This window comes from Streptomyces sp. NPDC005728 (genome assembly GCF_040630895.1).
Lineage (GTDB): Bacteria > Actinomycetota > Actinomycetes > Streptomycetales > Streptomycetaceae > Streptomyces.
On record NZ_JBEXYL010000070.1, the window covers coordinates 27,623 to 47,127 of the forward strand.

Genomic DNA, 19,505 nt, shown 5'->3' on the forward strand with positions numbered 1-19,505 from the left:
ACCTCCCGGGTTCCCTGCGCTCCGACACGGGGCGCGGGGAACCGCGCGACAGCCCCGCGCGCCCGCACGCGCGAACGGACACCTGCGCGCGCCATGGGGCGTACATTGATCCACATGGCGCTGCTCCCCAACTCCCACACAGAGCCCGACGGTTCAGCCCTCGTCCGCGTCCTGAGCTACAACATCCGCTCGATGCGCGACGACACCCACGCCCTGGCAAGGGTGATCACCGCCTGCGCCCCCGACCTGGTCCTCGTCCAGGAAGCCCCCCGCTTCTTCCGCTGGCGCAAGAAGCTGGCCCGCCTCGCAGCGGCCTCCGGCCAGGTCGTTCTCACCGGCGGAGCCACAGCCGCGGGCCCCGCGATCCTCTGCTCGCTCCGGGCCACCGTCGAACGGACCGAGGACGTCCTGCTCCCCCTTACCCCCGGCCTGCACCGCCGCGGCCTCGCCACGGCGGTGGTCCGCTTCGGCGCAGCCCGCCTCGGCGTCGTCAGCTGCCACCTCAGCCTGCAGAAGGACGAGCGCTACGAGCAGGCCGGCCTGCTCCTCGACCGGCTCACCGGGATGGGTGTGGAGCACGCCGTCGTGGGCGGCGATCTCAACGAGCGCCCCGACGGACCCACCTTCCGGCACCTGGCCGCCGCCCTCCAGGACGGCCGGGCCACCGCCCCCTGGGGCGGCGAGTTCACCTCGACCCCGGCCGAACCCCACCAGCGCATCGACGCCGTCCTCGCCACCCAGGGCATCGAGGTGCTCGGCTGCGGGGTGCCCCTGCACCAGCCGGGGATCACGGAGAGGGACCTGAGGGCGGCCACGGACCACCTTCCGGTCCTGGCCGCCCTCAAGATCCCGGCGTCGTAGGGCGCGTCAGACCACGGCCCCGCGCCCCGGGTCGCCGTCATCGTCGTCGTCCGTCCGCATCCGGGTCACCAGCGTCACGAACCCGCCGAGGAACCCGCCGATGCCGAGGGTCGCCAGCCACCACGTCATCTCCCAGCCGAGCAGCACGGCCACCAGGAGCAGGACCGGGCCGCCGGCCACACCGAGCCAGGCCAATCTGGCGGTCGTGTCGGCGGTCGGCAGCGGCGGCGGATCGGGCGGTACGAAGTGGCCCTCGTCGTCCTCGTCGAAGTCGTCCTCGGAGGACTCCGGCGCGGTGTAGTCGCGCGGACCCACGCCGGGCGCGAACGAGATCGAGCTGCCCAGCGGCCGGGCGGGCCGCGGCTCCTCGGAGCTGTCGGCCCCCTCGCCCGGGGGCTCCTTCTCGAGCAGCGCGAGATCCTCCACCGGCTTGAAGGGCCGGGCCCCCGGCGGATCCGGCGGCTCGTCGCCGTACCCTGCGACGATCGCCCGCCAAGCGGCGGCCTCGTCGAAGGGCACCCCCTTCTCGTCCGGCTCGCGATCCTCGCGGTCGGAGTCGTGCTCAGCCAACTGCGGCCGTCCCTTCCTTGCCGACACTGGGTGCGAGCCGGCCGATGAAGGCGAGGCTCTCCTCGAAGATCCGGTCCGCATCGTGGTCCAACGTCGCCACGTGGTAACTCTGTTCCAGCACGATCTCCGTTACGTCCACGGAGGACACCCGGCTCAGCACCCGCGCCGAGTCGGCTGCCGGGACCACATGGTCCTGGGCGCTGCGCAGCAGCAGCAACGGTTGGGTGACCTGGGGCAGCTCGCCGTCCAGCCGGCGCAGGAACACCCGCAGGGAGTGCGCCGTGTGCAGCGGCACCCGGTCGTAAGCCAGCTCCGCGGCGCCGCCCTTGGCGAGGTCGCTGGCGATGCCCTTCGTCGTCCGCACGAGGTGCCGGGCCACCGGAAGGGCGTACGCAGACAGGCCGTGCACCCGGTTCGTCGGGTTGACGACGACCACGCCGGCGACCTGTCCGCCGTGTCGGGCCGCCAGTCGAAGCGCCAGCGCGCCGCCCATCGACAGACCGGCGACGAACACCCGGGAACTGCGCTCGGCGAGCAGCCGCAGCGCGTGGTCCACCTCCGCGTACCAGTCCTGCCAGCCCGTGACCTGCATGTCCTCCCAGCGCGTGCCGTGCCCGGGCAGCAGGGGCAGCGACACGGTCAGGCCGTGCGCCGCGTGGTGCTCCGCCCAGGGGCGCAGCGACTGGGGCGAGCCGGTGAAGCCGTGACAGAGGAGGACACCCACCTCCCCGCCCTCGTGGCGGTACGGCTCGGCTCCGGGGAGAACCGGCACCTTTCGGGCTCCTGTTCCTGAGAAAGGCATGAAGGACTGGCGGATGTGCTTCACCGTACGCGACCGCACTGACACCGACCAGGGTCGTCGGGCCCATTGACGGCACTCCGGGTTAAGGTCTGAGCGACGGAAACAGGAGGCACACGGGTGTTGTACGGCACGATGAAGGTCGCCATCGGCGGGCCGCTGAAGGTCGCCTTCAGGCCCTGGGTGGAGGGACTGGAGAACATTCCGGCCGAAGGTGCCGCCATTCTGGCGAGCAATCACCTGTCCTTCTCGGACTCGTTCTTCCTGCCCGCGGTCCTCGACCGCAAGGTCACCTTCATCGCGAAGGCCGAGTACTTCACCACCCCGGGCGTGAAGGGCCGTCTGACGGCGGCCTTCTTCAAGGGCGTCGGACAGCTCCCGGTGGACCGGTCCGGGGCGCGCGGCGCCGGTGAAGCCGCGATCAAGAGCGGCATAGAGGTGCTGGAGCGCGGCGAGCTGTTCGGCATCTACCCGGAGGGCACCCGCTCGCCCGACGGCCGCCTGTACCGGGGCAAGCCCGGCGGCCTCGCGCGCGTGGCGCTCGCCACCGGCGCGCCGGTCATCCCCGTCGCGATGATCGACACCGAGAAGATCCAGCCGCCCGGCAAGGTCATGCCGAAGCTGATGCGCCCGGGCATCCGCATCGGCGAGGCCCTGGACTTCAGCCGCTACCAGGGCATGGAGCACGACCGTTTCGTGCTGCGCGCGGTGACCGACGAGGTCATGTACGAGATCATGAAGCTCTCCGGCCAGGAGTACGTCGACATGTACGCGACCGCCGCCAAGCGGCAGATCGCGGACGCGGCGAAGGCGGCCAAAGAAGCGGAGAAGGCCGCCAAGGAGGCGGAGAAGAAGGCCGAGGCCTAGCAGCGGGACCAGGCGGGACCAGGGGGGAACGGGGGCCATGCCCAAGCGCGAGCGTGTCATGAGGATGTCGGTCGAGCAGCCGCTGTGGCGTGCGCTCGCCGGGTACCGCGTGCTCACGATGGTGTACGCGATCGGCCTGTTCGTCTTCGCGTACGACGTGTTCGTACGCCCCTGGGTCGCCGTCGGCTACTACGCGGTCCTCTTCGTCTGGACCCTGGCCACGCTGCCCAAGGTCGCGAGCGCCGCGCAGTGCACCCGGCGCTTCCTCGCCGTCGACCTGACCCTGGCGCTCACCGGCATCCTCCTCACGCCCGTCGCCGTCTCCCACGAGCGCATCGTGTCGGGCGGTCCGACGCTGCCGTCGATATGGACGGCCGGCGCGGTCCTCGCCTTCGCGCTCAAGGGCGGCTGGCGCTGGGCGGCGTTCGCCTCGACGCCGGTCGCCGTCGCCAACATCGTCCAGCGGGGCACCCCGTCCCGGGACACCGTGCACGCCGTCCTGCTGGTCTGGATCGCCTCCGTGGCCATCGGCTACGTAGTGGAGGTCGCCCGCGCCTCCGAGCGCACCCTCGCCCGCGCCCTGGAGATCGAGGCGGCGACCCGGGAGCGGGAGCGGCTGGCCCGGGACATCCACGACAGTGTGCTCCAGGTGCTGGCGATGGTGCAGCGGCGCGGCGCGGTCATCGGCGGCGAGGCGGCCGAGCTGGGGCGGCTGGCCGGGGAGCAGGAGGTGGCGCTGCGCACGCTGGTCTCCGGCGGTCTGCTGCCGGTCTCCCGGGTCTCGGAGGACGCGGCCGCCGGAGCCGTCGTCCGCACGGTCGACGAGCCGGACGACGACGGCCCCGTCGACCTGCGCACCCTGCTCGCCCGCTACGCAGGCGCCCGGGTCAGCCTCGCCGAGCCCGGCGCCCCGGTGCCGCTGCCGCGGGCGGCGGCGCGGGAGCTGGCCGCCGCGGTCGGGGCCGCCCTGGACAATGTGCGCAGGCACGCGGGGGAGGAGGCGCGGGCCTGGATCCTGGTCGAGGACGAACCCGACGAGATCGTCGTCACCGTCCGGGACGACGGCCCCGGCATCCCCGAGGGCCGGCTCGCCCAGGCCGAGGGCGAGGGCCGGCTCGGCGTAGCCCAGTCGATCCGGGGACGCCTGCGCGACCTCGGCGGCAGCGCCGAGCTGATCTCCGTCCCCGGGCAGGGCACGGAAGTCGAGTTGAAGGTACCGAAGGGCGCCGGGAAGGCGCGGGGGAAGGCGGAACAGCGATGACACAGCAGCAGGACCCGATCAGGGTCATGGTGGTCGACGACCATCCGATGTGGCGCGACGCGGTCGCCCGCGACCTGGCCGAGTCCGGCTTCGAGGTGGTCGCCACCGCGGGCGACGGCGACCAGGCGGTCCGCCGCGCCAAGGCCGCCGTGCCGGACGTCCTCGTCCTGGACCTCAACCTGCCCGCCAAGCCCGGCGTCCAGGTGTGCAAGGAACTGGTCGGCCACAACCCCGCCCTGCGCGTCCTCGTCCTGTCCGCGAGCGGCGAGCACGCCGACGTCCTGGAGGCCGTCAAGTCCGGCGCGACCGGCTATCTGTTGAAGTCGGCCTCGACCGAGGAACTCCTGGACGCGGTGCGCCGTACCGCCGTCGGCGACCCGGTGTTCACGCCGGGCCTGGCCGGACTGGTCCTCGGCGAGTACCGCCGTCTGGCCTCCGAGCCCGCGCCCGCCCCGGACGCCGACGAGCCGGGGGCGCCCCGGCTGACCGAGCGGGAGACGGAGGTGCTGCGGCTGGTCGCCAAGGGCCTGAGCTACAAGCAGATCGCCGAACGCCTCGTCATCTCCCACCGCACGGTCCAGAACCACGTCCAGAACACCCTCGGCAAGCTGCAACTGCACAACAGGGTCGAGCTGGTGCGGTACGCGATAGAGCGCGGGCTCGACGACGAGTAGATCCCCGGGACGGGTAAAGCAACGTCCTGACAATTCACCGGAATCACCCTTCCCGCCTCTCCCGGTGTGACGCGAATCACCATTACCGTGACTGGGCGTCAGGCAACCGCGGTGAAGGGACATTTCCATGCGGGTCGGAGTACTGACCGGAGGCGGCGACTGCCCCGGGCTCAACGCCGTCATCCGGGGCGTCGTCCGCAAGGGCGTACAGGAGTACGGCTACGACTTCGTCGGCTTCCGGGACGGCTGGCGCGGGCCGCTGGAGAACGACAGCGTGCGGCTCGACATCCCCGCGGTGCGCGGCATCCTGCCCCGCGGCGGCACCATCCTCGGCTCCTCGCGCACGAATCCGCTGAAGCAGGAGAACGGCATCCGCCGCATCAAGGAGAACCTCGCCAAGCAGGAGGTCGAGGCGCTCATCGCGATCGGCGGCGAGGACACCCTCGGCGTCGCCGCGCGGCTGTCCGACGAGTACGGCGTGCCCTGTGTCGGCGTGCCGAAGACCATCGACAACGACCTGTCCGCCACCGACTACACCTTCGGCTTCGACACCGCGGTCGGCATCGCCACCGAGGCCATCGACCGCCTGCACACCACCGCCGAGTCCCATATGCGGGTCCTCGTCTGCGAGGTGATGGGCCGCCACGCGGGCTGGATCGCCCTGCACTCCGGCCTGGCCGGCGGCGCCAACGTCATCCTCATCCCCGAACAGCGCTTCGACCTCGACCAGGTGTGCGCCTGGATCACCTCCCGCTTCAAGGCGTCGTACGCCCCGATCGTCGTCGTCGCCGAGGGTGCCATGCCGAAGGACGGCGACGTGGTCCTCAAGGACCAGTCGCTCGACTCCTTCGGGCATGTCCGGCTGTCCGGGGTCGGGGAGTGGCTGGCCAAGGAGATCGAGAAGCGCACCGGCAAGGAGGCTCGCACCACGGTCCTCGGGCACATCCAGCGCGGCGGCACCCCCAGCGCCTTCGACCGCTGGCTCGCCACCCGTTTCGGCCTGCACGCCATCGACTGCGTGCGCGACGGCGACTTCGGCAAGATGGTCGCCCTGCGCGGCACCGACATCGTCCGCGTCCCGATCGCCGAGGCCACGGCCAAGCTGAAGACGGTGGACCCGAAGCTGTACGAGGAGGTCGGGGTCTTCTTCGGCTGACGGCGGCCACCGGACGGCTACACGGTCGTGCGGCGCAACTGGCCCACCAGTTCCCGTACGACCGCCGCCCCGTTCAGCGTCAGGACCGACTCCGGGTGGAACTGCACGCCCGCGAAACCGAGCCCTCGGACGGCGTGCACCTCCCCGTTCCCGGCCCGGCTCACCTCGACGCCGTGCGCGGCCAGCTCCCGGGCGGCCTCCTCGTCGCAGCGGGCCACGAAGCTGTTGTAGAAGCCGACGGTCTCCGGCCGCCCGAACAGGTCGATCGTGGTCTGCGCCCCCTGGTACGGCACCTGCTTGCGCACGATCTCGAGACCCAGCTCGGCCGCGATCAGCTCATGGCCCAGGCAGACCCCCAGCACGCCGTGCCGGTGTTCCCGGATCACCGTGGCGGCCAGGTCCCGAAGGATCCGCATCTTGGGATCGTCCAGGTCGGCCGGGTCACCCGGCCCGGGGCCGAGTACGACAGGTCCCCCGTGCGCGAGCACGGCCTCCCGCAGCCCCGGCTCGTCGTACCGCCGGACGGTGACGTCCAGCCCGCTCGACCGCAGCACGTGCGCGAGCATCGCCGTGAAGGTGTCCTCACCGTCGACCACCAGGGCATGCCCCTCCAGGGACGCCGACCGCTCCTGCATCCGCAGCCAGAACGGCGCCAGCGACGAGCGGCGCCCGTCCAGCGCGGCCCGCACCCGGGGGTCGTCGGCCAGCTGCGGCCGCTCCCGCTCGGCGCGGGGCCGGGCGGGCCGTACCCCGAGGGCCGCCAGCACGCCCGACGCCTTCGCGTGCGTCTCCGCCACCTCGCCGGCCGGGTCCGAGCCGCGCACCAGCGTCGCGCCGACCGGGACGCGCAGCCGGCCGTCGGCGCGGATGTCGGCGGTGCGGATGAGAATGGGGGAGTCCAGCGTCTGGGTGCCCCCGGAATCCCGCCCGAGCAGCGCCAGTGCCCCCGCGTAGTAACCGCGCCCGCCGACCTCGTGGCGCTCGATCACCCGGCACGCGTTCTGCACCGGCGACCCGGTGACCGTCGCCGCGAACATGGTTTCCCGCAGCACGTCCCGCACGTCCAGGGAGGACTTCCCGCGCAGCTCGTACTCGGTGTGCGCGAGGTGCGCCATCTCCTTCAGGCGCGGGCCGACGACCACCCCGCCCCTGTCGCCGACGGTGCACATCATCTTCAGTTCCTCGTCGACGACCATGGACAGCTCCTCGATCTCCTTGCCGTCCGCGAGGAAGTCCAGCAGGTGCTCGGCCGTCGGCCCCTCGGCCGGATACCGGTACGTCCCGCTGATCGGGTTCATGACGACCGTGCCGCCGGACATCCGCACGTGCACCTCGGGACTGGCACCCACCAGCGTCCGGTCCTCGGTGTGCACGACAAATGTCCAGTAAGCGCCCCGCTCGCCCTCCAGCAGCCGCCGGAACAGCGCCAGCGCGTCGGCGCGGCCAAAGCCTGGGATCTCACCCTCGTAGGTCCGCCGGATCACGAAGTTCGCGCCCTCGCCCCGGCCGATCTCCTCGCGCAGCACCCGCCCGACGATCTCGCCGTACGCCTCGTCGCCCACGTCGAAGCCCCCGCCCTCGACCCGCACCTCATGGCCCGGCAGCGACCGGAGGGCCTCGGCGAGCGGGATCTCGTACGACTCCTCGGGCGTCAGTACCAGCAGCGGGGTGCCGTCGTCGCGGACGTCGAAGCCGCGCTCGCGGATCTGCCGGAACGGGACGAGTGCGAGGCCCTCGTCGGGCAGGTCGGCCAGGCGCTCCCGGGAGGTGACGGGGCCGAGCAGCACCTCCACCGTGTGCTCGTCGCGGCCCGGCGTGCGGCGGCGGAGCAGGGCGAAGGGACGGGGGTCGTGCAGCAGTTGTGCCAGGTCCATGGTTCCTCTTGCGTCGATGTCCGTCGATGGGGTGATCGATGGCGGTGAGGAACGACCCCGGATACGCCGAAGGCCGCCCCTCGGGCGGCCTTCGCGAAGTCTTGCGTACGCGCAGTCAGTGGGCCGCCGGATGAGCGGTCCACCACCAGGTCTGGTGCGAAAGCGCGAACATGCGAAAAACCCTACAGCACGGCCGTGCTGTCCATGAGGCAAACACTCCGTCTCACCAGTCGAGCCGAAAGAAAATATGGCGACACGACCCCGTAGTGTTTACGAGGTGACCGTGAACGCTAAGACCAGCCCGAGCGCTGGCAACACCTGGCGAGACCTGCCCGCGGCGCAGCAGCCCGAGTACCCCGACGTCGAGGCTCTGCGCGCAGTGATCGCGGACCTCGAGTCGTATCCGCCGCTCGTCTTCGCGGGTGAGTGCGACCAGCTGCGCGCCCGGATGGCGGCCGTCGCCAAGGGAGAGGCGTTCCTTCTCCAGGGCGGCGACTGCGCCGAGGCCTTCGACGCGGTGTCCGCCGACCACATCCGCAACAAGCTCAAGACGCTGCTCCAGATGGGCGCCGTCCTGACGTACGCCGCCTCGGTGCCGGTGGTGAAGGTGGGCCGGATCGCCGGCCAGTACTCCAAGCCGCGCTCCAAGGGGACCGAGACCCGTGACGGGGTGACGCTGCCGACCTACCGCGGCGACTCCGTCAACGGTTTCGAATTCAACGAGACGGCCCGGATCCCGGACCCCGAGCGGCTGAAGCGGATGTACAACGCCTCCGCCTCCACGCTGAACCTGGTGCGTGCCTTCACCACGGGTGGCTACGCCGATCTGCGGCAGGTGCACGCCTGGAACCAGGACTTCGTGAAGTCGTCCCCGTCCGGCCAGCGCTACGAGCAGCTGGCGCGTGAGATCGACAACGCGCTGAACTTCATGCGGGCCTGTGGCACGGACCCGGAGGAGTTCAAGACGGTCGAGTTCTTCTCCTCGCACGAGGCGCTGCTGCTCGACTACGAGTCGGCGCTGACCAGGGTCGATTCGCGCACGGGCAAGCTGTACGACGTCTCCGGGCACATGGTGTGGATCGGTGAGCGCACCCGGCAGCTGGACGGGGCGCACATCGAGTTCGCCTCGCAGATCCGCAACCCGATCGGGATCAAGCTCGGCCCGGCGACCACGGCCGAGGAGGCGCTGCAGTACATCGACCGCCTCGACCCGGACCGCGAGCCGGGCCGGCTGACCTTCATCGTGCGGATGGGTGCGGACCAGATCCGTGACAAGCTCCCCGAGCTGGTGGAGAAGGTCACCGCGTCCGGCGCCACCGTGGCCTGGGTGACCGACCCGATGCACGGCAACACCTTCGAGGCGGCCTCCGGGCACAAGACCCGGCGCTTCGACGACGTGCTCGACGAGGTCAAGGGCTTCTTCGAGGTCCACAAGGGGCTGGGCACGCACCCGGGCGGCATCCACGTGGAGCTGACCGGCGACGACGTCACCGAGTGTGTGGGCGGCGGCGACGAGATCTTCGTGGACGACCTGCACCAGCGCTACGAGACGGCCTGCGACCCGCGCCTGAACCGCAGCCAGTCGCTCGACCTGGCCTTCCTCGTCGCGGAGATGTACAGGGACCAGTGACGGGTTCGTCTGTTACGTCCAGGTGAAGTGGGGCGCGGATCACATACGATCCGCGCCCCACCCCACTTTCACGGCTCCGGCGTGCCGGGTAAGGTTAGGTTAGCCTCACCGATCAATCGGGGCGGCAGTGCTTATCGATCCCGGTGGGAGGTGAATCCGCGTGTACGTCTGCAGTTGCTTCGGGGTGACCGAGGCGCAGGTGAAGAAGCATGCGGAGGACGGCGCCTGCACCCCCCGCCAGATCGCCTCCGCCTGCAAGGCGGGCACCGACTGCGGTTCGTGTGTGCGGCGCATCCAGGCGATCCTCGGCCGTGGCGCGTGCCCGCGTCGCGAGCTGGCCGACCAGGGCGTGCCCGTCCTCACGGAACTCTCGGACCTCGCGGACCTGGACGAGGCCGCCTAGGGTCTGTCCGCCGGACGGGCCCTAGCTCTCCGGCTGCTCGATCACCTGGGAGATGTAGAGCGCCTCGCCGAGCTTCTCCACCAGCTCCAGCTGGGTGTCGAGGTAGTCGATGTGGTGCTCCTCGTCGGCCAGGATGTCCTCGAAGATGTTCGCGGACGTGATGTCGCCCTTCTCGCGCATCACCTTGATACCCCGCTTGAGCCGGTCGATCGCCTCCACCTCGATCTGCCGGTCGGCCTCGAACATCTCCTTGACGGTCTGCCCCACCCGCACATGGAACAGCCGCTGGTAGTTGGGCAGCCCCTCCAGGAACAGGATCCGGTCGGTGAGCACCTCGGCGTGCTTCATCTCGTCGAACGACTCGTGCCGCGTGTACTTGGCGAGCTTCGTCCAGCCGAAGTTCTCCTGCATCTTCGCGTGCAGGAAGTACTGGTTGATCGCGGTCAGCTCGCCGGTGAGCTGCTCGTTGAGGAACTCGATGACCTCGGGGTCGCCCTGCATGGCAGCGGCTCCTTCCATACGGAGGGACGGGTGGGGTATGCGGCGGCATGATTGCACCGGCGGGGAAGATCGTCCAGTAAGTGCGTACTTAGTAAGTACGCGCTGACTTGATAGGAGTTGTCCGATTTGCGGACGGGTGGTCAAGGGCACTGCCCGAGGTCTGTCAGGATGGAGACATGGGTCATCCGGTGGAGTGCGAATCTGGGGCAGCGGCAGGGTCCGAGCTTCCGCCGGGGCAGCGACTCCAGCGTGGCTGGCCGGTCACGCACTACGGGCCGGTGCCGAAGTTCCGGTCCGAGCGCTGGGAGTTCCGGGTCTTCGGTGCCACCGCCGACGGTGACAAGCGCACCTGGAACCACGAGGAGTTCACGGCCCTGCCGTACACCACCGTGGTGGCCGATCTGCACTGTGTGACGAAGTTCAGCATGGTCGGCGCGGAGTGGGGCGGCATCCCGGCCGGCGCGATCCTGGACCTCGCCCCTCCGGCGCCCGACGTCACCCATGTGATGGTCTGGGCGGAGTACGGATTCAGCTCGAACCTGCGCCTGTCGGACTTCGCCTCCGACCGTGCGATCTTCGCCACCCACAAGGACGGCGAACTCCTCACCGCCGAGCACGGCTTCCCGGTCCGCCTGATCGTCCCGCACCTGTACGCCTGGAAGGGCCCCAAGTGGGTGCGGGGTGTGGAGTACATGACCGCCGACCGTCGCGGCTTCTGGGAGGAGCGCGGCTACCACAACGTCGGCGACCCCTGGAAGGAACAGCGCTACTCCTACCAGGAGGAGCTCGGGGACGGCCCCGAGCTCTGACGTCTCCCGGCGTGCCGGTCAGTGGTGGTACTGGTGCACCACCGCGTGCCCCTTGCCCCGCCCGATCGTCCACTTGTTGACCGGCGCGGTCACCACGAAGGCGATCGCGAGCGAGATCGCCAGCGAGATCCAGAACAGCGCGTCGCTCAGGGTGGCCTCCATCGCGGACGGCCAGACCAGGATCACGCCGTTGTCGATCAGCTCCATCACGGCGATGGACAGCGTGTCCGCGGCCAGCGCCACCCGGAAGGCCGTGCGGAAGTCGACGCCGGCGCGCAGGACGCCGCGCAGGGTGAGCGAGTAGCCGAAGAAGAAGGCCAGGACGATCGCCAGCACCATGGTCGGCAGGTTGCCCCAGCCGAACGCCGTGCCGATGACCATGCCCAGCACCTCGCCGATGGCGCAGCCGGTGAGGCAGTGCAGCGTGGCCTGGACGGCCATGGACCAGGTCACGGCGGGCGCGTGGTGGTGCGCGTGCGCGTCGTGCTGGTGGCCGTGCTCTGTGTGGTCCGCGTGTGCCTCGTGGTGTTCCGCGTGTGCCTCGTGCTGCATGACTGCCCCCATGTCAGGTAACGGTTCCCGCGCCCACCAGGAACCGTATACCCCCCAGGGGTATTCCCCAAGGGGTCAGCCGTCGCGCAGTTTCTTCAGCCGCTCCACATCCGCCGCGTGCCCCTCCTTGCCGCCGGGCGTCTCGATGATCAGCGGCACGCCCTCGGTCGCGGGGTGGGTCATCAGCGCCCGGAACGGGTCCTCGCCGATGTGGCCGGCGCCGATGTTCTCGTGCCGGTCCTTGTGCGCGCCGACCACGTCCTTGGAGTCGTTGGCGTGGATCAGCTTCAGCCGGCCCTCGCCGACGGTGTCCACCAGCAGGTCGAGGGTCTGGTGCATGCCGCTCGGGCCGGTCAGATCGTGCCCGGCGGCGAAGATGTGGCAGGTGTCCAGGCACACGCCCAGCCTGGGATGGGCGTCCAGGGCCTCGAAGTACGGCCCGAAGTCCCAGGTGCGCGAGCACAGCGAGGCGCCCTGCCCGGCGGTCGACTCCAGGAGGAGGTACGGATCGTCGTCGTGGGTCAGCTCGTCCAGCAGCGGCAGCAGGTGTTCGCGTACCTGCTTCAGGGCCACGGCCCGCTCCCGCCCGCCCGTCGCGCTGCCCGTGTGGACGACGACACCCAGAGCGCCGATCTCCCGTCCGCGCCGCAGCGAGTGCCGCAGCGACTCCACCGACCTCTCCACGGTCGCCTCGGTGTGCGAACCGAAGTTGATCAGGTAGGGGGCGTGCACGTACGCCGGGACCGACTCCTCGGCGCACGCCTCCCGGAACGCCTCGTCCTGCCGGGGGTTCCCGGCAGGCGTGGCCCAGCCGCGCGGATTGGCGACGAAGACCTGCACCGTCTCGGCCTTGAGGTCACGGGCGTACGACAGGCCTACGGAGTGCAGGCCGCCGGCCACGGGGACATGACCGCCGACGGGGTTGCGGGAAGGACCGGTTCCGGGGCTGCCGGAGAGGGGGAGGGACTGCTCGATGCTCACCCGTTCAGGGTGTCACGCGGCGCTCCGCCCCTCGTCACCGGATGGTGATGGTGATCGTCGACCCCTTGGGTGCCGTCTCGCCGCCCTCCACCGACTGCTCCTTCACGGTGTCGCCGAAGAGCCCCAGCAGCCCCCGGTCCTTCTTGACCTCGAAACCGGCGGACTCCAGCGCCTTCGTCGCGTCGTCCACGCTGTCTCCGACCACGTCCGGCACCTCGACCATCTCCGGGCCCTTGGACAGCGTCAGCGTCACCGTGTCGCCCTCGGCGGCCTGGCTGTCGCCCGCCGGGGTCTGCCGCGCCACCCGGCCCTTGTCGTACTCCGAGTTGACCTGCTCCGTGGAGATGGTCACCTTCAGGCCGGCGTCCTCCAGCTCCTGCTTGGCGTCGTCCAGGTCGTCACCGGTGACGTCCGGCACGTCGATCGGGTTGCCCTTGCTGACCAGGAGCGCGATCGCCGAGCCCGCGTGCCGCTTGATGCCGGCCTCCGGGTCGGTGCTGATCACCGAGCCCTTGTCCACGCTGTCGCTGAACGCCCGGTTGACCATGCCCGGCTCAAGACCGGCCGCCTTCAGCCGGGCCTGCGCCCTGCCCAGCGGGACGCCCTCCAGATCGGGCACCTTCACGATCTCGGGGCCCCGGGATATGACGAGCGTCACGGAGTCGTTGCTGCGGATCCGGGCTCCGGCCGCCGGGTCGGTGCTGATCACCGTGCCGCGCCGCACCGTGTCGCTGTACTCGCTCCTGACCTGCTTGACATCGAGCCCGGCCGACTTCAGCCGCTGCTGCGCCTGCTCCTCGGTCTTGGCCAGCAGCTGCGGGACCTTGGTGAACTGCCCGGAGTTGATGTACCAGACGCCGGCGCCGACACCGAAGACCACCAGGACGGCCGCGACGAGGGTGAGGAGCCCGCGCCGGGGCCGCGCCGGCCGCCGCCTGGACGGCAGGTTCGGGCTCTCCAGCCTGCTGGTGTGCTGCACCGCCGGAGCCTCGTCGTCCTCGTTGACGGGCAGCGGCCGGGGCACGGTCAGCGAGCGGGGGATCACGCTCGTACGGTCCGAGGAGATGTCGCGGTGCTCGTGCTCCGCGGACAGCGCCTGCGGCGGCAGGGCGTCCAGCTGCTCGGCGCTGAGCGAGGCGCGCGCCCGCAGCACCTCGCCGAGCAGCGCCGCCGCGTCCTGCGGCCGGATGTCCGGGGTACGCGCGGTGGCCGAGGCGACCAGCTCGTCCAGCTCGTACGGCAGCCCCGGCACCAGCGCCGACGGCGGCGGCACGTCCTCGTGGATGTGCTTGTAGAGCACCTGCGCGGGGGAGTCACCCGAGTGCGGCTTGCCGCCGGTCAGCATCTCGTAGAGGACGACACCGCACGCGTACACGTCGACGCACGGGTCGGCGGTGCCCTGCTCGATCTGCTCGGGCGCGAGGTACGACACGGTCCCGAGCACGGAACCCGTCGTACTGGTCACGGTGTCCACGGAGCGCACGAGCCCGAAGTCGGCGACCTTGACCCGCCCGTCGTCGCCTATCAGCACGTTCTCGGGCTTCATGTCCCGGTGCACGAACCCGGCCCGGTGCGCGGCGCCGAGCGCGGCCAGCACCGGCTCCAGGATGTCCAGCGCAGCCCGCGGCTGCAGCGCGCCCCGCTCGCGCAGTACGTCCCGCAGGGTGCACCCGGCGACGTACTCCATCGCCAGGTACACGTACGACCCGTCGGTCCCCTGGTCGAAGACCTGCACCACATTGGGGTGGGCGAGCCGGGCGACCGACTTGGCCTCCCGGATGAACCGGTCCACGAACGAGCCGTCGGCCGCCAGGGTCGGGTGCATCACCTTGAGCGCGAGAACGCGGTCCAGGCGGGTGTCCAGGGCCCGGTAGACCGTGGCCATCCCGCCGACGGCGATCCGCGCCTCGACGCGATACCGTCCGTCGAGCACCTGCCCGACAAGGGGGTCCTGAAGGGTCGTATCCACGCAGGCGAGTGTACGAGGGGCGACCGACAGTCCCGCCCACTCGGCCGTTCAGGTGACGGAATGCAGCAGAGCTGTGACCCTGGCGCAACGGGCTAGAAGGCAGGGCGTTCCGGATCCAGCTGTGCGCGTCCCTCCGTCGGGGAGGAGGCCTCCGCGAAGTGCCTGCGCGGAATCCGCCCGGCCAGCCGGGCCAGCCGCCCCGCCTCCACCGCGTGCTTCATGGCGGCGGCCATCGTCTCGGGCTCCTGGGCCCGCGTGACGGCCGAGGCGAGCATCACACCCGCACACCCCAGCTCCATCGCCAGCGCCACGTCCGACGCCGTACCGGCTCCCGCGTCCAGGATCACCGGCACGCGCGCGTGCTCCACGATCAGCTGGAAGTTGTGCGGATTGCGGATCCCGAGTCCGGACCCGATGGGCGAGCCCAGTGGCATCACCGCCGCGCAGCCCACGTCCTCCAGCTTCCGCGCGAGCACCGGATCGTCGTTGGTGTACGGCAGCACGGTGAACCCGTCGTCGACGAGCGTCTCCGCCGCCTCCAGCAGCTCCACCGGATCCGGCAGCAGTGTCCGCTCGTCGGCGATGACCTCCAGCTTGATCAGGTCGGTGCCCAGCGCCTCCCGGGCCAGCCGGGCGGTCAGCACCGCCTCCCCGGCGGTGAAACAGCCCGCCGTGTTGGGCAGCACCTGGATGCCCAGCTTCTCCAGCACCGACAGCACCGAGCCGTGCACCTCGGGATTGACCCGCCGCATGGCCACCGTGGTCAGCTCGGTGCCGGAGGCGACCAGGGCCCGCTCCAGCACGTCCAGGCTCGGCGCGCCGCCGGTGCCCATGATCAGCCGGGAGCCGAGGGGCACACCGCCGAGGACGAAGGGATCGTCGGCCATGGGTCAGCCTCCTTGTACGGCGGTGAGGACTTCGACGCGGTCGCCCTCGGCGAGGGCCGTGGCCGCCCACTGCGCGCGCGGGACGACGGTTTCGTTGACTGCGGCTGCCACCCCGGAGGGCGCCGCGGTGAGGGTCTTCACGAGGGCGTCCAGGGCGGTGCCCGGGGCGACCTGGTGGCGCGCCCCGTTCACGGAAATGGTGACGGCGATGGTCATACGGACGGCTCCACGAGAACGTCGCCGAAGCGCTTCGGCGTGAACGGACGGGCCTGCTCCGGCAGCTCACCGGTGACCAGCACCTCAGCCATCACATCCCCGGTGACCGGCGTGAGCAGCACCCCGTTGCGGTAGTGCCCGGTGGCCAGCAGCAGCCCGTCGAACCCGGACGGGCCGAGCAGCGGCGCGTTGTCGGGGGAGCCGGGGCGCAGTCCCGCCCGGGTCTCGGTGAGGGGCAGCTCGGTGATACCCGGCACCAGCTCGTGGGCGTCGCGCAGCAGCTCGTACACGCCGCCCGCGGTCACCGTGGTGTCCCAGCCCAGCTCCTCGCTGGTCGCGCCGACGACCAGCTCGCCGTTCTCCCGCGGCACCAGGTAGACCTGGCTGCCGCGCACCACCGCCCGCACGGTACGGCTCAGGAAGGGCGCGTACCGGCGCGGCACGGTCAGCCGCAGCACCTGCCCCTTCACCGGCCGCACCGGGGGCAGTACGTCGTCCGGGACGCCCGTCAGACGCCCGCTCAGGCTGCCGCCAGCGAGCACGACCTGCTCCGCGCCCAGCCGGGTGCCGTCGGTGGTGGTGACCCCGGCGGCCCGGTCACCCGCGACGTCGAGCCGCTCGGCCCACGACCGGTGGAACACCACCCCGGCCCGCTCGCATGCGGCCACCAGGGCCGACGCCAGTCGCCTCGGATCGATCTGGTGGTCCCCGTCCACTCGCAGCCCGCCGCGCACCCCGGGCGCGAGCATCGGCTCCAGGCGCCGGCACTCCCGTCCGGAGAGCCACTCCGACGCCAGGCCCGAACGCCGCTGGAGCGCGTGCAGTTCGCGCAGGTGCGCGCGGTCGTCGGCATCGAGGGCGACCGCAAGCGTGCCGCACTGCCGGTAGCCGAGGTCGTGGCCGGTCAGCTCGGTCAGCTCGGCCGCGAAGTCCGGGTAGCGGCGGGCGGATTCCAGGTTCAGGGCGAGCAGCGTCTCCTCGCCGTAGTGCAGTTCCGTGACGGCGGCCAGCATCCCCGCCGCAACCCGCGCGGCGCCGCCGCCGGGCTCGGGGTCCACCACGGCCGTGGCGAGCCCGCGCTGCGCGGCACGCCAGGCCGTGACCAGGCCGATGATTCCGCCCCCGATGACGAGGACGTCGGACGTACGTGACGACATGGGCGTCCAGCCCCTCCCTTCGCCGGCATGACCCGGATCAGGTTCGTACGGTCGGAGGCCGCCAGCCTCCCTCTCAGCCCGGTGCGTCCGGGCTCCCGCGAGTGCTTGTACGGTGGCCACCCTAGCCCGCGGAGCACCACGCTTGTAAGGGAGCCCCTGTCCATGGCCCGCTCGCTCGACGGACTGATCCTGGCCCCCGTGGCGGACCAATCCCCAGGTCAGGTGGGTACGCGCACCCGGTTCGCGTACCACGAGCAGGACGGCGAGATCTGGGCCGAGTACACCGGCGGTGACGTCGTGCGCGGCCATCTGATCGGCACCCGGCGGGGCGACCGGCTCGACTTCCGGTACGTGCAGCTCAAGCACGACGGGACCACCTCCTCGGGGCACTGCGCCTCGACGGTCGTGGAGCTGCCGGACGGGCGGGTGCGGCTGGAGGAGACCTGGGAGTGGGAGTCGCAGCCGGGGTCCGGGACGAGCGTTGTGGAACAGGTCACTGAGCACGCCCGCTGACTGACGATTTGTCAGTTGACTATGGTGATCGGGTGAGCGAGCAGACACCGCAGCAGGGCACGTCACAGGGACGGCGCGTGGTCGTCGTGGGCGCGGGGATGGCCGGGGTGCAGACCGCGGTCGCCCTGCGCGAGCAGGGCTTCACGGGCGCCGTCACGCTGATCGGCGCCGAGCCCCACCAGCCGTACGACCGGCCGCCGCTGTCCAAGGCCGTGCTGCTCGGCAAGGCCGAGGGCTCCGCCTTCGACGTCGACTTCGAGTCGCTCGGCATCGAACTGCGGCTCGGCTGCGAGGTGCTGGGCGTGCGTACCGGCGACCACGAGCTGGACACCGAGGCCGGCCCGGTCCCGTACGACGTGCTGGTCCTCGCCACCGGCGCCGAACCGATCCGGCTGCCGGGCACCGAGGGCGTGCCCGGCGTCCATCTGCTGCGCACCCTGGACGACGCCGACCGGCTGCGGCCGGTGCTCGCCCGGCAGCACGACATCGTGGTCGTCGGCGCCGGCTGGATCGGCGCCGAGTTCGCCACGGCCGCCCGCGAGGCCGGCTGCACCGTGACCGTCGTCGAGGCCGCCGAACGCCCGCTCGCGGGCGCGCTCCCGCCCGAGGTGGCCGCCCCGATGGCCGCCTGGTACGCCGAGAGCGGAGCCGAGCTGCGCACGCACGCGCGCGTGGAGCGCGTCGAGCCCGGCACGGTGGTGCTCTCCGACGGCTCGCGGCTGCCCGCGGGCGCCGTCGTGGTCGGCATCGGTGCGCGCCCCGCCACCGCCTGGCTGGCCGGCTCCGGCATCGAGCTGGGCGCCCACGGGGAGGTCGTCGCCGACGCCCGGCTGCGCACCTCCGTCGAGAACGTGTACGCGGTCGGCGACTGCGCCTCCTTCCCCTCGGCCCGCTACGGCGCCCGGCTGCTGGTCCACCACTGGGACAACGCCCTGCAGGGCCCGCGCACGGTCGCCGCGAACATCCTGGGCGAGACCCCCGTGGTCTACGACCCGGTGCCGTACTTCTGGTCCGAGCAGTTCGGCCGGTTCGTCCAGTACGCCGGCCACCACGCCTCCGCCGACCGCACGGTCCGGCGCGGCGACCCGTCGGGCCCGGCCTGGACCGTCTGCTGGCTGCGCGAGGACCGGCTCGTGGCCGTGCTGGCCGTGGGCAGGCCACGCGACCTGGCCCAGGGCCGACGGCTGATCGAGGCCGGCCGCCGCCTGGATCCCGAGGTCCTGGCCGACCCGGCCCGCCCCCTCAAGGAGGCCATCGCCGACTAGGCGCGTACTCCCAGGTGGCCGGGCCTGGCTTCCTACTGTCAGTGGTGGATGGCAGGCTAGATTCCGTGACCGAGATTGACGCAAAGATCGATGCTCTCGTCCCCGGCTGGCTCACCCTCCCCGACATCGCCGAACAGTTCGGCGTCGAGGTGACACGTGTGCGGCAGCTGGTCAAGGAGGGCCAGCTCATCGCCGTACGCCGTGGTGAGAACCGCGCGCTGCACGTCCCCGCCGCCTTCATCGACGGGGACAAGGTCGTCAAGGGCCTGACCGGCACCCTGACGCTCCTGAGGGACGACGGCTTCACGGACGAAGAGATGATCGAGTGGCTCTTCACCCCCGACCCGACCCTGCCCGGTACCCCCGCGCAGGCCCTGAGCGAGAATCGCGGCACGGAGGTGAAGCGCCGCGCCCAGGCGCTCGCTGTCTGAACCGACCCGCACCACGGGTGGCGCACCGGCCTCGGCCATCGGCTACCTCAGCGATCCGCACATCAAGGCCACGCTGACCAACGTGCGCCGGGCCTGGCTCGAGGGACACGAGATCGGCACCCACTTCAA

At 71.3% G+C, this 19,505-nt stretch carries 22 protein-coding genes and 1 riboswitch; of the genes, 11 read left to right on the plus strand and 11 right to left on the minus strand.

Features of this window, described 5'->3' with window-relative positions:
• The first annotated feature begins 114 nt into the window (after positions 1–114).
• Positions 115–861 carry an endonuclease/exonuclease/phosphatase family protein gene (locus ABZ471_RS34355; protein WP_359072039.1) on the plus strand — a complete coding sequence of 249 codons (747 nt, stop codon included), beginning with the start codon at positions 115–117 and terminating at the stop codon, positions 859–861.
• A 6-nt stretch (positions 862–867) separates the two neighbouring features.
• Here the strand turns inward: ABZ471_RS34355 and ABZ471_RS34360 are convergent, their stop codons facing one another.
• Together ABZ471_RS34360 and ABZ471_RS34365 are read right to left on the minus strand one after the other, a co-directional pair.
• Positions 868–1,431 (minus strand): hypothetical protein, encoded by a 564-nt coding sequence (locus ABZ471_RS34360; protein WP_359072041.1) that lies wholly within the window; start codon positions 1,429–1,431, stop codon positions 868–870.
• Positions 1,424–2,203 carry an alpha/beta fold hydrolase gene (locus ABZ471_RS34365; protein WP_359072043.1) on the minus strand — a complete coding sequence of 260 codons (780 nt, stop codon included), beginning with the start codon at positions 2,201–2,203 and terminating at the stop codon, positions 1,424–1,426. The genes ABZ471_RS34360 and ABZ471_RS34365 overlap by 8 nt, the downstream gene beginning before the upstream one ends.
• A gap of 162 nt (positions 2,204–2,365) precedes the next feature.
• Here ABZ471_RS34365 and ABZ471_RS34370 point away from each other — a divergent pair, with 162 nt between their 5' ends.
• The 4 genes from ABZ471_RS34370 (at position 2,366) to ABZ471_RS34385 (ending at position 6,188) form a co-directional block, all read left to right on the plus strand.
• Entirely contained in the window at positions 2,366–3,097 is a 732-nt protein-coding gene (locus ABZ471_RS34370) for a lysophospholipid acyltransferase family protein (protein WP_359072072.1), read from the plus strand.
• A 37-nt stretch (positions 3,098–3,134) separates the two neighbouring features.
• Entirely contained in the window at positions 3,135–4,358 is a 1,224-nt protein-coding gene (locus ABZ471_RS34375; protein WP_359072044.1) for a DUF5931 domain-containing protein, read from the plus strand.
• Positions 4,355–5,032, plus strand: coding sequence for a response regulator transcription factor (locus ABZ471_RS34380; protein ID WP_359072046.1), 678 nt, complete (start codon positions 4,355–4,357; stop codon positions 5,030–5,032). The genes ABZ471_RS34375 and ABZ471_RS34380 overlap by 4 nt, the downstream gene beginning before the upstream one ends.
• A gap of 127 nt (positions 5,033–5,159) precedes the next feature.
• Complete coding sequence (locus ABZ471_RS34385; RefSeq protein ID WP_359072048.1) at positions 5,160–6,188, plus strand: 6-phosphofructokinase; 1,029 nt, start codon at positions 5,160–5,162, stop codon at positions 6,186–6,188.
• Positions 6,189–6,205: 17 nt separating this feature from the next.
• Here the strand turns inward: ABZ471_RS34385 and ABZ471_RS34390 are convergent, their stop codons facing one another.
• Positions 6,206–8,062, minus strand: a complete 1,857-nt coding sequence (locus ABZ471_RS34390; protein WP_359072050.1) for an anthranilate synthase family protein — start codon at positions 8,060–8,062, stop codon at positions 6,206–6,208.
• A 115-nt stretch (positions 8,063–8,177) separates the two neighbouring features.
• Complete coding sequence (locus ABZ471_RS34395; protein WP_359072074.1) at positions 8,178–8,234, minus strand: trp operon leader peptide; 57 nt, start codon at positions 8,232–8,234, stop codon at positions 8,178–8,180.
• 105 nt (positions 8,235–8,339) lie between these two features.
• Here ABZ471_RS34395 and ABZ471_RS34400 point away from each other — a divergent pair, with 105 nt between their 5' ends.
• Complete coding sequence (locus ABZ471_RS34400) at positions 8,340–9,692, plus strand: class II 3-deoxy-7-phosphoheptulonate synthase (protein WP_359072052.1); 1,353 nt, start codon at positions 8,340–8,342, stop codon at positions 9,690–9,692.
• A 160-nt stretch (positions 9,693–9,852) separates the two neighbouring features.
• On the plus strand, positions 9,853–10,095 hold the full coding sequence (locus tag ABZ471_RS34405; protein WP_359072053.1) for a (2Fe-2S)-binding protein: 243 nt from the start codon (positions 9,853–9,855) through the stop codon (positions 10,093–10,095).
• Between the two features lie 21 nt (positions 10,096–10,116).
• Here ABZ471_RS34405 and bfr read toward each other — a convergent pair whose 3' ends face one another.
• Complete coding sequence (gene bfr, locus ABZ471_RS34410; protein ID WP_359072055.1) at positions 10,117–10,596, minus strand: bacterioferritin; 480 nt, start codon at positions 10,594–10,596, stop codon at positions 10,117–10,119.
• A gap of 176 nt (positions 10,597–10,772) precedes the next feature.
• Between bfr and ABZ471_RS34415 the strand changes: the two genes are divergently transcribed.
• Positions 10,773–11,405, plus strand: a complete 633-nt coding sequence (locus tag ABZ471_RS34415; protein ID WP_359072057.1) for a sulfite oxidase-like oxidoreductase — start codon at positions 10,773–10,775, stop codon at positions 11,403–11,405.
• Positions 11,406–11,423: 18 nt separating this feature from the next.
• Here the strand turns inward: ABZ471_RS34415 and ABZ471_RS34420 are convergent, their stop codons facing one another.
• From ABZ471_RS34420 to thiO, 6 genes are all read right to left on the minus strand, one after another.
• The gene (locus ABZ471_RS34420) at positions 11,424–11,957 is read right to left on the minus strand and encodes a DUF4396 domain-containing protein (RefSeq protein ID WP_359072059.1); all 534 of its coding nucleotides are present in this window, start codon (positions 11,955–11,957) and stop codon (positions 11,424–11,426) included.
• Between the two features lie 75 nt (positions 11,958–12,032).
• Positions 12,033–12,938 carry a deoxyribonuclease IV gene (locus ABZ471_RS34425; RefSeq protein WP_359072060.1) on the minus strand — a complete coding sequence of 302 codons (906 nt, stop codon included), beginning with the start codon at positions 12,936–12,938 and terminating at the stop codon, positions 12,033–12,035.
• A gap of 34 nt (positions 12,939–12,972) precedes the next feature.
• The gene (pknB, locus tag ABZ471_RS34430; protein ID WP_359072061.1) at positions 12,973–14,907 is read right to left on the minus strand and encodes a Stk1 family PASTA domain-containing Ser/Thr kinase; all 1,935 of its coding nucleotides are present in this window, start codon (positions 14,905–14,907) and stop codon (positions 12,973–12,975) included.
• A gap of 92 nt (positions 14,908–14,999) precedes the next feature.
• Positions 15,000–15,794 (minus strand): thiazole synthase, encoded by a 795-nt coding sequence (locus tag ABZ471_RS34435; protein WP_359072063.1) that lies wholly within the window; start codon positions 15,792–15,794, stop codon positions 15,000–15,002.
• A gap of 3 nt (positions 15,795–15,797) precedes the next feature.
• A complete protein-coding gene (thiS, locus tag ABZ471_RS34440) occupies positions 15,798–16,010 on the minus strand; it encodes a sulfur carrier protein ThiS (protein ID WP_359072064.1) in 213 nt (70 codons plus the stop codon).
• Entirely contained in the window at positions 16,007–17,167 is a 1,161-nt protein-coding gene (thiO, locus tag ABZ471_RS34445; RefSeq protein WP_359072065.1) for a glycine oxidase ThiO, read from the minus strand. Before thiO ends, thiS begins: the two co-directional genes overlap by 4 nt.
• Positions 17,165–17,276, minus strand: a riboswitch (TPP riboswitch). It overlaps the preceding gene by 3 nt.
• 53 nt (positions 17,277–17,329) lie before the next feature.
• On the opposite strand from thiO, the gene ABZ471_RS34450 reads away from it, so the two are divergent.
• The 3 genes from ABZ471_RS34450 (at position 17,330) to ABZ471_RS34460 (ending at position 19,376) form a co-directional block, all read left to right on the plus strand.
• Positions 17,330–17,680 (plus strand): hypothetical protein, encoded by a 351-nt coding sequence (locus tag ABZ471_RS34450; RefSeq protein ID WP_359072067.1) that lies wholly within the window; start codon positions 17,330–17,332, stop codon positions 17,678–17,680.
• Between the two features lie 32 nt (positions 17,681–17,712).
• Complete coding sequence (locus ABZ471_RS34455; protein ID WP_359072068.1) at positions 17,713–18,945, plus strand: FAD-dependent oxidoreductase; 1,233 nt, start codon at positions 17,713–17,715, stop codon at positions 18,943–18,945.
• Positions 18,946–19,010: 65 nt separating this feature from the next.
• Positions 19,011–19,376, plus strand: coding sequence for an Rv2175c family DNA-binding protein (locus tag ABZ471_RS34460; protein ID WP_359072070.1), 366 nt, complete (start codon positions 19,011–19,013; stop codon positions 19,374–19,376).
• The last annotated feature ends 129 nt before the right edge of the window (positions 19,377–19,505 follow it).